The sequence below is a fragment of the Streptomyces sp. HSW2009 genome, from assembly GCF_040240285.1.
In the GTDB taxonomy this organism is placed as follows: domain Bacteria; phylum Actinomycetota; class Actinomycetes; order Streptomycetales; family Streptomycetaceae; genus Streptomyces.
The window spans coordinates 1-14,804 of the sequence record NZ_JBEHZD010000145.1 but is presented as its reverse complement, the minus strand read 5'-3'; the positions used below and the strand labels follow the sequence as shown (position 1 = coordinate 14,804).

The 14,804-nt window shown below is 72.9% G+C and carries 8 protein-coding genes and 1 pseudogene; 4 read left to right on the top strand and 5 right to left on the bottom strand.

Annotation, left to right across the window (positions count from 1 at the left end; all coding sequences use genetic code 11):
* Positions 1-176 precede the first annotated feature (176 nt).
* The 3 genes from AAHZ94_RS13760 to eccB form a co-directional block, all read right to left on the bottom strand.
* Entirely contained in the window at positions 177-1,805 is a 1,629-nt protein-coding gene (locus AAHZ94_RS13760; RefSeq protein ID WP_349993147.1) for an outer membrane protein assembly factor BamB family protein, read from the bottom strand.
* A 637-nt stretch (positions 1,806-2,442) separates the two neighbouring features.
* Entirely contained in the window at positions 2,443-3,744 is a 1,302-nt protein-coding gene (gene mycP, locus AAHZ94_RS13755) for a type VII secretion-associated serine protease mycosin (RefSeq protein WP_349993146.1), read from the bottom strand.
* A gap of 348 nt (positions 3,745-4,092) precedes the next feature.
* The gene (gene eccB, locus AAHZ94_RS13750; protein WP_349993145.1) at positions 4,093-5,667 is read right to left on the bottom strand and encodes a type VII secretion protein EccB; all 1,575 of its coding nucleotides are present in this window, start codon (positions 5,665-5,667) and stop codon (positions 4,093-4,095) included.
* A gap of 467 nt (positions 5,668-6,134) precedes the next feature.
* Here eccB and eccE point away from each other — a divergent pair, with 467 nt between their 5' ends.
* The 3 genes and pseudogenes from eccE to AAHZ94_RS36445 all read left to right on the top strand — a co-directional run.
* On the top strand, positions 6,135-7,454 hold the full coding sequence (gene eccE / locus AAHZ94_RS13745) for a type VII secretion protein EccE (protein ID WP_349993144.1): 1,320 nt from the start codon (positions 6,135-6,137) through the stop codon (positions 7,452-7,454).
* Positions 7,455-7,765: 311 nt separating this feature from the next.
* Complete coding sequence (locus AAHZ94_RS13740; protein ID WP_349993143.1) at positions 7,766-8,461, top strand: hypothetical protein; 696 nt, start codon at positions 7,766-7,768, stop codon at positions 8,459-8,461.
* A gap of 289 nt (positions 8,462-8,750) precedes the next feature.
* Positions 8,751-8,825, top strand: a pseudogene (locus AAHZ94_RS36445) (hypothetical protein); the annotation flags it as partial.
* Positions 8,826-8,848: 23 nt separating this feature from the next.
* On the opposite strand, the gene AAHZ94_RS36440 reads toward AAHZ94_RS36445, so the two are convergent.
* Positions 8,849-9,115 carry a hypothetical protein gene (locus AAHZ94_RS36440; RefSeq protein WP_502964667.1) on the bottom strand — a complete coding sequence of 89 codons (267 nt, stop codon included), beginning with the start codon at positions 9,113-9,115 and terminating at the stop codon, positions 8,849-8,851.
* A gap of 592 nt (positions 9,116-9,707) precedes the next feature.
* On the opposite strand from AAHZ94_RS36440, the gene AAHZ94_RS13735 reads away from it, so the two are divergent.
* Positions 9,708-12,545, top strand: coding sequence for a MinD/ParA family ATP-binding protein (locus AAHZ94_RS13735; RefSeq protein WP_502964666.1), 2,838 nt, complete (start codon positions 9,708-9,710; stop codon positions 12,543-12,545).
* Positions 12,546-13,067: 522 nt separating this feature from the next.
* Here AAHZ94_RS13735 and AAHZ94_RS13730 read toward each other — a convergent pair.
* Positions 13,068-14,045 carry a bifunctional riboflavin kinase/FAD synthetase gene (locus AAHZ94_RS13730; RefSeq protein ID WP_349993141.1) on the bottom strand — a complete coding sequence of 326 codons (978 nt, stop codon included), beginning with the start codon at positions 14,043-14,045 and terminating at the stop codon, positions 13,068-13,070.
* Positions 14,046-14,804: the final 759 nt, after the last annotated feature.

Genomic DNA, 14,804 nt, shown 5'->3' with positions numbered 1-14,804 from the left:
AACCCCCAAGGGCCCGGCGCCCCCCCCCCCCCGCCCGGGGGGCGGGGGGCCCCCCCCCCCCCCCCCCCCCCCCCCCGGGCCCCCGGGCCCCAAACCCCCCGGGGGGGGGGGGCCCCCCGGTCCCCCCCCCCCCCCTCCGCCAGGGCAGGTAGGTCCCTCTGCGTTCCTCGGACCGCTCAGGGGCCGAAGGCCACGATCAGCTTCTCGCCTGCCTCGTTGCCGGTCAGTCGTTCCGAGGCGATGTAGAAGCGCCCCTTGTCGTCATAGACGCGGCGACTGCGGTAGAAGCTCTTTTCCGCTTCCCGGGTGGATGCGGGGAGTTGCAATTCCACCTTCTTCGGAGCGCCTCCGTTCGGGGAAATGCTGACGACCGCGCCGGCCTTGTCGTAGGTCGCCTCCTGGTAGGCGATGAGGTTCTTGCCGTCCATCCGCAACGGGGACATCATGCGGCCGTCGACCTTCGACTCCCACTTCTTCTTTCCCGTGTTCAGGTCGAAGGCGTGGATCTCCGTGGTGAGTCCGGAGGTGCCGCCCCGCTGGAACGCAGTGGGCATGTAGAACGTGTCGTCCGAGGCGACGACGCCCTGACAACCACCCATGTTGGAGCCGAAGAGGCCCAAGCCACAGTCCGGTTGGTACGTCTGCTTTCCCGGGTCGAGGACGGAGCGCTCCTTTCCGCCCTCCTTGATGGCGAGCACACCGCCGGACTTCCGCTTGTCATCGGTGAGGTGAACGACCACCGGGCTGGTGGAGTAGATCCGGGAGACCTCGTACCCCTTCCGCACGGGATACGTCCACTTGACCTTTCCGGTAGCCGGGTCCAACTTCTGTAGCTTGGCCGTGCCGTCATTGCACGAATACGTGCGCAGCAGCGCCTTGCCGCCCGCCCAGCCCTTGACGGAGCAGGCTGCGGTCAGGGCAGGGGCGGGGATTTCGTTGCCGTTCTTCACGCTGACCATGGCGGCACCGCCGAACCACGAAAGCCCCACCGCATCACCGCTCTGCGCAATGCCCAGGCTGCTGTGCCCTCCGCCGAACATGCCGCCTTCGGGAGCCGGCTTGTCCCACCCCTTCTTTCCGGCCTTCAGGTCGATCAGGGCGAGTTGGCTGCACTCGTCCTTCTTTCGGCCCTCATAGGCAATGACGACCTTGCCGTCGTCATTAGCGTTGGGCGGAGCCGCACACACCGCCTTGGGCAGGGGAATGTTCCATTTCTCGGCGCCACTGTTGTCGTACGCGATGACCTTCGTCTCGACGACCTTGACCACGTAGTCGTCCACGACCCAGAATCCGGGAACGTCGACACCACTGCGTGGCACCTTCGGCGCCGGCGTCTGGAAGAGGACCTTCGCCTCACCGTCCTGGCGGATCTCGTTGGGGTCGAGTTCCTCCTGGGTCGGCGTGGGCGTCTCCTCCGGGGTCTTCGGCGCCTCCGTCTTCTCCGGCTTCTGGGGCTTCGTGCTGCCCTTGGTCTGCGGCTCCTTGTCACCGTCGCCGCTGCCCACGATGGCCCAGACGCCGCCGCCGGCCGCGAGTACGACCGCCGCCGTCGCGCCGACGATGATCGCCGTGCGCTTGCTCCGTCGACCGCCGGGACCGCCGCTCGGGGCGCCGGGCGTGCCGGGGCCTCCCGTGCCCGGCGCGCCGTAGTACTGCTGGCCCGCGGGCGGGTACCCGTACTGCGGCTGCTGGGCGTAGGGGTTCGCCTGCGTCGGCTGCTGCCCGTAGCCACCGGTGCCGCCCCACGGCGGCGGGGTCGGTGCGACGGGCGGGACCGGGGGCGGCGTCGGCGGGCCGGGCGGCACGGGCGGCGGGACGTGGGGCTGCTGCGGTGCGCCAAAGCCGCCCTGTGACGGTTCTTGCGGCGCTCCGAAGCCGCCGGGTGGCTGGTTTGGGGGCTGTGGCGGCTGCGACATGGGCGCCTACCTCTTTACGCGAGCTCGCCAACCGATCGGCCTCCCCCCGCAATTCGGAAGACGTGCATCCCGAAAAGGAGCGAATCGGTCACGCAGCCCGCCGTGCAATGACTAACGAGCGGGAGTTCTTTCTACCATTTACGTGCCGGGATTCCCGCGGCGAGACAGAAGAGCGAAGATCATTTCCGATTACGGTTCGATACGGCGTAGTTACGCGCTTCCCCTTCACCACTCCCTCTCATGTCCACCACGTCGTCACGTACAGATGCGGCCCTGCCGCACGGAGCCTCGCGCGCGAGGCGCAGAGAGTACGGGGTACGGGCTGTCTACCCGTATCCCGTACGTCCGTACGTCCTGCCGGCAATGGCGAGCCGGCTTGCGCAGTCCTCGCGCGTGCGCGTGAGGTGTGCTGGGCGGCGATGTGCCGCCGGGCCTGGCGCCGGACGCGTAAGGTCTCGCTCGCTCGGCAGCGCACGGCACGGAGCACCGCACGGGGCGGTGGGCCGCCGGGCCGGCGGCACCAGCGTCAGGTGCCGGGGGCGGTTCGACGGCGGCGGTCTCGGAGGACGGTTGCCGTGCCGATGATGACGGCAACCGCCACGGCGGTGGCGCCCAGCGCGTACGTGGCCAGCCGTTCGCGCCGCTCCTGTGCCGTCTCGCCGAGCGTGAGCTGCGCTGGCTCCGGGGCGCTGAGCCGGCTCGGAGCCCGGTCGGGGATGGGGCGTGAGATCGGCCCGGCGTTGCCGCTGAGGGCCCGTACCGGGTCTACGACGCCCCAACCGACGTTGTTGTCACGGCCGTTGATGGAACGGTTCGCGGTCTGTTCGATACAGGCGACGACCTCGTTTTCCCTCCAGTTCGGGTACCTGGCACGCAGCAGGGCGGCGACGCCGGCCACGTACGGAGCGGAGAAACTGGTGCCGTTGTCGACGCACTGACCGTTTCCGGGGACCGTGGAGACGATGTCGACGCCGGGGGCCGCAACGCCGACGAAGCGGCCCCGTTGGGAGAACGGGGCGCGTTCGTTGTTGCGGTCGGACGAGGCGACGGCCAACACTCCTGGATAGGCCGCCGGATAGGTCTCCTTCACCTTGTTGTCCAGGCCGTCATTGCCGGCCGATGCCACCACCACGATGTCGTGTTGCCGCGCCCTTTCTACTGCTGCCGCCAATTCGGAATGCGGTGAAAGCGGCTTGGCCGTGTCCTGCGAAATATTGATCACGTCAACGCCCTCGGCAATGGCGTGATCGATCGCCACCACCATCGTCTTCGTCGTGCCCGTGCCCTTCTCGTCGTTCTGCCGGATGGGGACGATGGTCGCCTCGGGGGCGAGGCCGACGAAGCCCGTACCGCGCCTCGGGCGGGCGGCGATGATGCCGGCCACCTTCGTGCCGTGCCCGGCGGCGTCGGCCGTCGGGTCTTTGTGCTTGCCCTTGGCCATCAGGTCGAGCCCGCTCTTTTCGGCCACGGCCGGTGCCAACTGCGGGTTGGCGTCGTCCACCCCGGTGTCGATGACCGCGACCTTGACGCCCCTGCCCTTGGTCTCCTGCCAGAGTTCGTCAAGCACGACGCGTTGCAGGGCCCACGGGCGGGCGGCGAACTGCTTCTTCATCGGGTACGTGCACTCACCGCCACCGTCCAGTGCCAACCGGGTGTCACGCGCAGGCGGGCCAGCAACGCCCGCCCAGACCGCCGCACGCGCCTGCCCGTCATATGCCGGTGTTCTCGCTGTCGTGCCCGCCCCGCCGGCCGGTGCCGCCCCCAGCCCCGTCAGCAGCGCGGCTGCCGAAAGCGCCCCCGCTCGCATGGCCTGATGCGTGGTCCACATCGTCGTCCGTCCGCCCCTCTCCGGTGTCTTCACGCCTACGCCACCAACGCCCCAAGCCTTTGCCACTCTCGCCCGGTTGGACGACGGGGCCCGTCCTCTCCGCCCCGCCCCCGGCCGGTGCGCCCCACGTACCACCTGGCGCTCCGTACTCCCTACACACGGAGCCCTGTCGCTCCGTGCTCCGTGCTCCGTGCTCCGTGCTCCGTCCAAGGCGCTACGCCCCGTACTCCCCACCTCGCGCGCGAGGCTGCGCCGCCCGCCCCGTGCCCCGTGCCCCCGTGCCCCCGTGCCCCCGTGCCCCCGTGCCCCCGTGCCCCCGTGCCCCCGGCGAGGATCGGCGCCCCGTGGTCACGCTCCCTGCGGCTGGCGGGCCGCGGTGGTGTCCAGGCGTGGGCCCTTCGCCAGGAAGGACGACCACTCGATGGGTACGCGTACCGGCTTGACGTCCTGGTAGCCGAGGCGGATGCGGGCCTGGTCGACCTCGCGCTGGCCCTCCTCGCCCGGCTTCTTCGGCTTACCGTCCGTGCCGATGGCGCTCTCCTCCGAGCTGCTGTCGTTGTTCGTCTGCACCGCGTACCGCAACCCCGTGTCGGTGACCAGGAAGAGCGAACCGGAGGCTGCCTGGCGCCCCCGCGCCTCCCGGTAAAGGAGCCCGGTGCCCGGGGTGACGTAGGTGGTGCTGCCGCCTTCCGCGATCGTGGCGGGGAAGCCCGTGCCCGCCCAGGTGCTCAGCTTCGTAGCCCCGTCGCCCTTCACCTCGCGTAAGACGTTGCACACCGTGTCGCGGGCGGACTCGCCGCCGAGCGAGTTGACCTGCACCGACTTCGCCTGTGGCCAGGAGCGGTCGCCGTAGAAGGCGGCTTCGGCACCTTCCGGCGAGAACGCCTGGGCGTCGACTTCCTTCGCCTTCCCCGCCTGGTTCAGGAGGTCGGTTTCAGGTGCGCTCAGCAGGAGTTCGGCGGTGAAGTCTGAGACGGGGAGCACCTTGCCGGCGAGTACGACGTAGTGCTGCGGGCCGGTTCCGGTCTGTGCCCTGAGTACCGTGCCCACCCGGCCCTCGCCCTCGCTCAGGCCCTCGATGCCGGCGTCCGCGGCGACCGTGCCGGGAAGGTGCGGGAAGGTGATCGGCGTGCCGTCGCGCAGCGTCCGCAGCCAGTCATCGGTGACGCTCTGCGGATGCGCGGAGCGGTTGCCGACCAGGGTGCGGAGCAACAGCTTGTCGTACGGGGCGCTGTAGTCGGATGAGCGCTGGCGCCAGTCGTCCCCACCGATGAGGTACTTGGTGCCCGCGGAGTCGACCAGGTAGCGCGCCCCGTTCTGGGTCCGTACGTAGAGCACCTGGCCGTCGTGGAGCCGCTGTTCGCCCTCCACCTTCGCCGCCTCGCGGTCGGCGAGTACGAAGGTCGCCTTCTGCACCGTGCTGCCGCGCCCGCCGGGCTGTTCGCACACCGCCCAGTGCTTCGCCTTCGCCACCTCGTCCGCGCCGGGCAGCCGGTCGGGGGCGTACGGGATGCCGATGGTGGGCCCGTGCGGGATCTTGCCGCTGTCCAGCACCTTCTCGTCCACCTTGATGACCTTGCCCTTGCTGGGGTTCAGCAGCAGTCGGGCGGAGGAGAGGTTGAGGACGGGGTGGAGTTGGGCCTTGCCGTTGGTCTCCAGGATCACGTAGCGGGTGGTGGAGTCGCTGCCGATGATGACGTTGGCCTTCGGTTCGTCCCAGCCCTTGGGGGCCTTGGGTTTGAACATCCCCCACGCACCAAAGCCGGCGAGGATCAGTGCCCCGACGATGGCCCCGGGCAGCACGGCACGGAGCGGACGGGGCGCGCCCTCCTCGGTGCCGGCGGGCGTGGGCTGAAGGAACGCGGCGACCACGCGTTTCTTTGCGAAGGTGTACGCGTTGAGCTCATCCCGCCGTGATGCCATGACTTTGGCTCCTCCCCCGTGCTGGAACGACGCTGGTCGCGCGGCCGGATCCGGTCCGCGGACCGCCGCTGTCAGACCGGCCCCCTACTATGCCGGTACGCGTTCGGTGCGTGACGCTCGGGTCACTCCATGCAAGGTTGGGGGGCTCGGCTTGGGCGGTGGGGCGCCACAAGCTACGGTCGGTGCGCACATGACAGCGGGGAGTACGAAGCGTGGGGGCGGCGGCCGGGTGCGGACTTCGGCGGCGCGACGTGAGGGGCGGACGACATGACTCGCATGGCCCGGGTGGGCTTATCCGTGCACCGGGAGCACGGCCCGTACGCGCGGGGTGCGCGCGGGGCGGAGGGGCAGCCCGGGGCGGGGACCACCGGCTCGGAGTTGAATCGATCCCGCCGCGTGGCCGCCGAGCGAGGCGGACACGACGCTTCCCCGCGCGCAGAGTTGGGCCGACAGCGGGGCGGCGCGCGATGACGGGGGCGGCGCTCACCGGTGGGGCATCTCGGGTCGGAGGCGCCCCCGCGGGGGGACGCGGGCCGGGCGCGGGTGGCCGGGCGCGCGCAGGGGCGACGGCGGCACCGCGGAGGGCCGCCAGGTCCGGTGGCTCCGGCGCCTTCCCGGTGCGCCAGCTCGTGCTCATCGAAGTGGCCGCCGCCGTGTTGGTGGTCGCCTGGGTCGTCGATCGGCTGTTGCTCGCTCCGGCTGCGGGCGTGGCGGCGCTGTTGGTGCTGGTCGCGCTGGTGCGCCGGCGCCGGCGTTCGCTGCCTGAGTGGTTGGGGACCGTACTCGCGCTGCGGCGGCGCCTGCGGCGTGCTGCCTCCACGCGCGTGCCCGCGGGTACCGACCCCGGATTGGCCCCGGTCCTTGAGTGCGAGCCGGCCCTGCGTACGTACTCCTTCGCCGGCCGTTCACGGCGTGACGTCGGCATGATCGGCGACGGCACGTTCCTGACCGCGGTGCTGCGGGTCGAGGCCGCGGATCACGGGCCGCGCCCGCTCGGCGGGGAGCGCTCGCTGCCGCTGGCCCTGGTCGGCGCGGGGCTGGAGGTGGATGACATACGACTGGAGTCCGCCCAGGTGGTGCAGCACACGCAGCCCGCCCCGGCGCCGCACCTGCCGGAGCAGTCGGCGGCGGCCCGGAACTACGGCCCGTTGCTCGCCCCGTTGGGCGCGCCCGCGCTGCGCATGACGTGGGTGGCGCTGAAGCTCGACCCGGAACTGTGTCCGGAGGCGGTGGCGGCCAGGGGCGGCGGCGTGGACGGCGCCCAGCGCTGTCTGCTGCGCGCCGCCGACCAGTTGGCCAGCCGGCTGGCGGGGGCCGGCTTCCGGGCGACCGTGCTCTCCGAAACGGAGCTGGTCGCGGCCGTGGCCACCGCCGCCTGTGCCAATCCGATCGCCGCCGGAACGGGCGATGCGACGGGCGTAGCCGCGCGGCGCACCGTGGAGACCTCGCGCACGTGGCGTTGTGATGACCGTCGGCACACCTCGTACTGGGTGGGGCGTTGGCCCCAGTTGGGGGCGAGCGCGACGCCGTTGCCCCGTCTGGTGACGCGGCTGACGGCCGTGCCGGTGCTGGCGACGACGTTCAGCCTGACACTCGCCCGCGACGGGGGCCGGGATGTGGCTCTGAGCGGCCACGTGCGGATCACGGGGCGCAGCGACGACGAACTGGTCGGAGCCCGGCGGATGTTGGAACGTACGGCGCGGGAAGCCGAGGCCGGCCTCGTCCGACTCGACCGTGAACAGGTGCCCGGTGTGCTGGCCACCTTGCCACTTGGGGGGACCCGCTGATGAGTACGCCGCCGTTGGGCCCCGCGGGCGCCCCGCAGGGGATCGCCGGCCACCGGGCGAGGACGGTCGGGGCAGGTGCCGGCGCCCCGAACACCACGCGCAGGACCGGCATTTCGGACGGCGCATCGACACCACCCGCTACGCGCGCGTCAGGCGCGGGGGGCGCTCCGGGCAGGGCCGACCGCCGGGGCACGGTGGGGCGCGGCCGGGGTGCCCACCGGCAGGGGGCACCGACGCCGCCGGCTCCTGGTGCGGCGGACGGCTCGCTGGGCGACGGGGCGACGGCGGGGTCACGGCGCGGGGCGCGGGCCGTGTTCGGCTTCGGGCTGATCGGCCCGCGCCGGGGCCGGCACGCGGTGCGCGGGTCGGAGTTGGCCGCGCTGTCGCTGCCGATCGGCGATGACGGCGTGGTGATCGGGGCCGACCAGCAGCAGCGTCCCGTCACGCTCGGCCTCAGCCGGCCGGCCCCGTACGACGTCGTTCTCGTCGGTGGCCTGTGGACCGCGCAGGTCCTCGCGCTGCGCGCGGCGGGGGCGGGCCTGCGAGTGGCCGCGGAGACGGGCCGTGCGCCGGCCTGGGCGTCGCTGGTGCAGGCGGCGGGCGGCGGCCATCCCTGCATGGTGACGCACGAGGTGGGCCGGGTGGCTCCGCAGGGCCCGTCGGTCCGCGGCCCGGTGCTGGGGGTGCGCGACTGCGGCATGCGCCCGCCCCGCGGCCGGGTGGCGTCGGCTCCCTGGCAGTCGGTCCTGACGCTGCTGCCGTACGTCAGCCAGGTCGCACCACGCCTCCTTGAGCATGCCGATCTGGTGGGTATTCAACGGGTTTCGCCTGATGAGGCGGCCACGGTGGGGCGAGTGTTGGCACTGCCCGATGCAGACGTGGAGGCGCTGTCCTCACTGCCCGATGACGTAACCCTGTGGTGTACGCGAGGTTTCCGGCAGTACGTCTCGATACGGGCCACCGACATCGAGACGGCTCTGCTGGGTGCTCCGCGCCGCGTGGACTGACGCGCGCGGGGGCGGGCGGGGCGGCGGGTGGGCCCGGCCAACGCGCCGGTGCACAAGGGCGGCTCGTCGTGGTGTGCCCCCGCCTTCGCCGGGAAGACGGAGGTCAGGGGGCGGGCCTGACGTTGTTGCGGGCATGGTGATTAGTCTTGGTGTGGAGTGCGGAGAACCCGATCGTGGTGGCTCCGCGTCACCATGGGGGAAGCCGAGCGACCGCACGACGGGAACGGTCGGGAACGGTCGGCCCGCCGGATGAGCACATGAGCGCTCGACCACACCAGCAGGAGGCATTGTGAGCAGCGAGCGGGACGAGATCCGCACGGGCGGAACCAACCCGGGCGACGATCAGTCCGACGCGGATACCGAGCACACGGGCGAATTCACCATCGACTACACCCCGCCCGCCTGGTACACGCAGAACGCTGCGTCATCCTCACCCTCGTCCTCTTCGTCGCCTTCCTCCGCCTTCGCCTCGTCCACCCCGCCGCCGCCCGCGCCGACGGGTTCGGTGTCTTCCGCGCCGTGGCCCGCCATCCCGCCGGCGCCCACGACGCCGCCGGCCAGCGGTGGGTACGACGGCGCGGCCGGCGCAGCCGTGACGCCTCCGCCGCCGCCCGGCAGCCCCGTCGCGGTGCCCGGGCTGCCCGCACCGGACACCTACCAGTCCTCGTGGGCACCGCCCGCGGTGGCCCCCACACACGATCCGGCCGCACCGTCGACGAACTCGGCCGGATCTCCGACGGAGGGCGGGGACGTGAACTCCGGTTCTGGTTCCGCTTCGCATGCTGGTACGGCGCACTCCGACGCGGGTGGCGGCGCACCGGACGGCGCTCCGGGAGGCGTGCCTGGTGCTGCAGCAGATGGTTCCGCAGCGAAGCCAGAAGGCTCGGACGGGGCGCCAGAAGGCGCCTCGGGTACGGCTACGGAGGGGCCCGGTGCGGAAGCCGGTGACACCGGCGCACCGACACACGAAGCCGACCCCGTTAATGCCACAGGTGATTCCTCGTACGCGCCTTCCACTTCTGGTTCCGCAACGACTCACTCTGCGGACGCGGCCAGTGGTACGGCCGCGGCGGGCGGCGTAGCCGTACCGGGGTCCGACGACGCCGCTCCAGCGGTGGGCTTGGCGCGGCCTGCTGTCGGTGGGCCCGACGGTTCGGGTGCCGCTGGTTCGGATGCTGCACAGCCGGTTGCCACCGCCGGGGCCGACGCCGGAGACGGCGAAGGGGCCGTACGGAGCCCTTCCACGGTGCGGTTCTCCACCGCGTCACTGAACAAGGACATGGCGGAGCTGGCCGCACGGGACGATGCCGACCAGCCGGGTAGCGGCCCGACCGGGGCGCCGGGCGGTGGAGCCGAGCCCGCGGCGGCGTCCAGCGCACCGACGACCGTCACTGCGGAGGACGGAACGCCGGTCTCAGGGACCGCCGGCGGCCCGGGCACCCTGCGGTTCTCCGCCGCGGCCCTGCGCAGCGACGGAGCCGCGGCCGAGTCGGCTGACGGCGCGTCCGTACCGGGCGGCGCCCAGTCCCAGGCCGCCGCCCAGCAGGGCGCTGCGCCGGCCGCGCCGCCGTACGCATCGGCCGACCAGCCCGCAGCGGCGTGGCCACCGCCAGCGGCGCCACAGGCCGGGCTGCCCCCGCTGCCGCCCAGCTTCGAACTCGCCGCACCGGCCCCCGTGGCTCCTGGCCCCGTGCCTGGAGCGCCCGACGCCCCTGCCGCTCCGTCGCCCACCGCCGCGCCCTGGAGCGCGCAGCAGGGCGGAGCGGCGCAGCCCGCATACGGGGCCGCGGCGCAGGGGGCGAACACGCCGGACGGGGCCACCGCGGGACCGCCGGCGCCCAGCAGTGCGCCCGCGGCCGAACAGGGCGGGGCGTGGACTCTGCCCGCCCCGCAGGCGCCGGCCCAGCAGGGCCCCGCGGCCACGCCGGGACTTCAGCACCAGGCGCCCCAGCCGGGGGTACAGCACGGCAGTTACGGCTATCCGCAGCAGGGGGCGCCCGGCACGGCGGCCCCGGCGCCCGGCGCCGCCCCGTCCGGGGCGCAGCCTGGTGCCGTGCCGATGGCGGGCGCGCACCAGGCACCGGCCCTCGACGCCGGTGCGGCCGGCCAGCCCGGCAGCTACGGGTTCCCACAGCCTGGCGGCACGCCCGCAGCCGCGCCCGCGGCGTACCAGCAGCCGGCGGCAGCGGCCCCGCAAGGGGCGCCAGCGGGCTACGGCTATCCCCTGCCGGCTCCAGGTGTGACGGCCGGCGCGAGCGGGGCGGAACCGCCGCAGCCGGCTCCGGGCAACCCGCAGCCCCCCGTGACCGGCCAGCCGGGGCCGACAGGGCAGCCGGCCGCCGGGTACGGATTCCCCCAGCCGAGTGCGGCCGGCGCGGCAGCGGCCGGGGTCCCGGGTACAGACCCGCAGGGCGGCTACGGCTTCCCGCAGGCAGGTGCACCCCAGGCCGTCGCCCCAGGGCAGCAGGAAGCGTCCTGGCACGCCGGTCAGCAGCCGCAGAACGGCACGCCCGGCCCGTACCCGGCCCAGGGCGCCGTACCGGGGCAGAGCGGCGTACCGGAGCAAGGGGCCGTACCCGCGCAGGGTGCCGCCGGTGCGCAGCCGCACGGCGCCGCACCCGTGGACCCGCGCTCCGGGGAGTGGCCCACGGCGCACGCCGATCCGCGCGCGCGGGCGGGGCACGGGGCCGGCGCGCCGCTGGGTTACACCGCCGCGGTCGAGCTCTCCTCCGACCGGCTGCTGCGCACCAAGCAGAAGCCGAAGAAGCAGGGCGGCGCGGCTTCGCGGTTCAAGCTGGGCGGCAAGAAGGAAGAGGCCGAGCGGCAGCGGAAGTTGGAGCTGATCCGTACGCCCGTGCTGTCCTGCTACCGGATCGCGGTGATCAGCCTCAAGGGCGGCGTGGGCAAGACCACGACGACCACGGCGCTCGGGGCGACGCTCGCCACGGAGCGGCAGGACAAGGTCATCGCCATCGACGCCAACCCGGACGCCGGAACGCTCGGCCGTCGGGTCCGGCGCGAGACCGGTGCGACCATCCGCGACCTGGTCACGGCGATCCCGTACCTCAACAGCTACATGGACATCAGGCGGTTCACCTCGCAAGCGCCGTCCGGCCTGGAGATCCTCGCCAACGACGTGGACCCGGCCGTCTCGACGACCTTCAACGACGAGGACTACCGGCGCGTCATCGACGTGCTCGGCAAGCAGTACCCGATCATCCTCACCGACTCCGGCACCGGCCTGCTCTACAGCGCCATGCGCGGCGTGCTCGACCTCGCGCACCAGCTCATCATCATCTCCACCCCGTCGGTGGACGGGGCGAGCAGCGCGAGCACCACGCTGGACTGGCTCTCGGCACACGGTTACGCCGATCTCGTCTCGCGCAGCATCACCGTCATCTCCGGGGTACGCGAGACCGGGAAGATGATCAAGGTCGAGGACATCGTGTCGCACTTCGAGACGCGCTGCCGCGGCGTGGTCGTGGTGCCCTTCGACGAGCACCTGGCAGCGGGCGCCGAGGTGGACCTCACGATGATGCGACCCAAGACCCGCGAGGCGTACTTCCACCTGTCCGCGCTGGTCGCCGAGGACTTCTCACGAGCCCAGCAGGAACAGGGCCTGTGGACGACGGACGGCAGCGCCGCGCAGCCGCCGCACCTGGCTCCTCCCATGCCGGGCCACCAGGGCGCGGGATACGCGGGCCAGCAGCAGGCACCGGCGCAGCCCCAGGCGCCGGGATACCCGCACCCCGCTGCTCCGTACGACGCCGCCGGGCAGCAGCCGGGCCAAGGGCAGGGGGCGGTGCCACCGGCGTACCAGGGCCAGGCGCCGCAGCCGGGACAGGGCTGGCAGCAGCCGGCTCCCCAGCCGGGCCAGCCGGGTGCGTACGGGGCACAGCCGGGCCACCCGCAGGCGGCGGTCGATCCGCAACAGGCCGCGACGCCACAGGCACCACCGGCCCCACCGGGTTACGGCTATCCGCAGGCCGGCCAGCCCGGGCCGTACCAGCAGGTCAACCAGGAGCAGCAGCAGAACACGCAACAGGCCGGGTGGCCACAGCCCCCTGTGCCGCCACAGCAGTAACCGACCGACGAACGAAGGGGCGGGGTTCGCACCGTGGGTTATGCCACGGTGCGCACCCCGCCCCTCGTGTGTGGGTGACTCGGCAACAGCGCGCCCGCGGTGCAGCGCGCTCCGGCAGCAGCCGGCGCGCCGTCCGCGCGCCACGGAGCGCACGCCGCCCCGTGTCCTCTGCGACCCGGGGCCCCGTTGCAGCCGGCTCTCCACCGACTATCACCCGCCGTGCGACAACCCGGCGACCGTCAACCGTGCGAAGCCCCGGCTGCCGGCATCCGCTACCGGAACAGGCACCGTGCACGGGGCACACAGAGCGGCTGGGGCTCACGGGCCGGCTGGGTAGAGCCCGCAGAAGGGCTCCGGCGGCGCTGTGAACGGCGCGGAGCAGAGCAGGACACGGGGCCGGGGAGCAGGCCGGCTGCGGCGTACGGGGCCCGGTGGGCGACCGACGTACGGGGCGACCGGCTGGGAGCGCGCGCCGAGGTGAACGGAGCAGCAGGCCATGAGTGGGAACGAGGCGCCGGATCGCTACGGCTGCTGGCCGCCGTCGTGTGCTTCCACCAGTTCCCGCGCCCGCTTCACGTCGATGGCCATGCGCTCAAGCAGCGCCTCGACGGAGTCGAACTTCTCCTGCCCGCGTAGGAACGCCAGGAAGTCGACCGCGACGTGCAGCCCGTACAGGTCCAGCCCCACCCGGTCGATGGCGTACGCCTCCACCGTCCGCTCCGTGCCGTCGAACTGGGGGTTCGTACCCACCGAGATGGCCGCGGGCATGACTTCGCCGTCTGCCGTGAGCCAGCCCGCATAGACGCCGTCGGTGGGGATCGCAGTGTGCGGGAGGGTTTCCAGGTTCGCGGTGGGGTAACCGAGTTCGCGCCCACGCTGTGCGCCCCGTACGACGACGCCCTCCACCCGGTGCGGGCGGCCCAGGACCTCCATCGCGCCCGCCACATCGCCGTCGGCCACCAGCTTGCGGGTCAGGGTCGAGGAGAACGGCTCGCCGCCGCCCGCCGCGCCCCGTTCGTAGAGGTCGACGATCTCGACCTCGTAGTCGTACGTCCGCCCGAGCTCGCGCAGGGTCTCCACGTTGCCGGCGGCCTTGTGCCCGAAACGGAAGTTGGGCCCCTCGACGACCACCTGGGCGCGCAACTTGTCGACGAGCACCTTCACCACGAACTCGCTCGGCGGCAACTGCGAGAACTCCTTGGTGAACGGCAGGATCAGCACCGCGTCCACGCCCAGTTCCGCCATCAGTTCGGCGCGCCGGTGGTGCGGGGCCAGCAGCGGCGGATGGCTACCGGGGCGCACCACCTCGCTCGGGTGCGGGTCGAAGGTCACCACGACCGCCGGGACACCCAGCTCTCGCGCCCGCCGCACGGCCCTGCCGATGATCAACTGGTGCCCGCGGTGCACACCGTCGTACGAGCCGATGGTCACGACGCTGCGTCCCCCAGGCCCGAAAAATGCAGCCTCGGGGATGTCCTCCAAGCCACGCCAGCGTTGCACTGTGCCCGCTCCTCGCCCGAACTCTTGTCTGTCAAATGACGCAGGTCTAAGACTGCCATGCCCATGGCCCGGGCCCGGCATCACCCACCCACGCCCCGACCAACCTCGCCCCGTACAGCAACGGAAGCCCGCACTCCATGCCCCGCCCCACGAGACGAATCACGGCGCCCCGTGCTCCGCACCTCGCGCGCGAGGCTCCACGCTCCCCACCCGGCCCCGCAGCACTCCGTGCTCCGTGCTCCGTGCTCCGTGCTCCGTGCTCCGTGCTCCGTGCTCCGTGCTCCGTGCTCCGGCGGGAGCTTGCCGCAGCCCGACGGCCAGGGCTCCGTCCCGCCCCGTGGGGCCTCACCCCCCATGCTCCGTGCAGCACCGCACACGGCCCGTACGAAGCCTGCGAACGCTGCCGCAGCGCCCCCCATACCCGGCCCAAGGTTCCGTACCGTACGTGCCCCGTACCGCGCCGAGAGCCGCAAGCCTGCCCCGCCCCTGCGCCCGGACAGCAAGGGGACCACCCGGCTTCCAAGCCCGCCCCGCGCCCGACGCCCTCACCCCACGCTCCGCGCCACAGAACAGGCCATGGCGCTGCACCCCGCAACCCCACGCGCGAGGCTGCGCCGCCCGCCCCGTGCCCCGTACTCCGCACCTCGCGCGCAAGGCGCCGCGGCACCGCGCTCCGCACCCGGCCCCGTGCCCCGTGCCCCGTGCCCCGTGCCCCGTGCCCCGTGCCCCGTGCCCCGTGCCCCGTGCGTTGCCCACTCC

Bases quoted from the DNA above. Each gene is read 5' to 3' on its own strand.
- eccB (WP_349993145.1), bottom strand. From the start codon at position 5,667: ATGGCATCACGGCGGGATGAGCTCAACGCGTACACCTTCGCAAAGAAA.
- eccE (WP_349993144.1), top strand. From the start codon at position 6,135: ATGACGGGGGCGGCGCTCACCGGTGGGGCATCTCGGGTCGGAGGCGCC.
- mycP (WP_349993146.1), bottom strand. From the start codon at position 3,744: ATGTGGACCACGCATCAGGCCATGCGAGCGGGGGCGCTTTCGGCAGCC.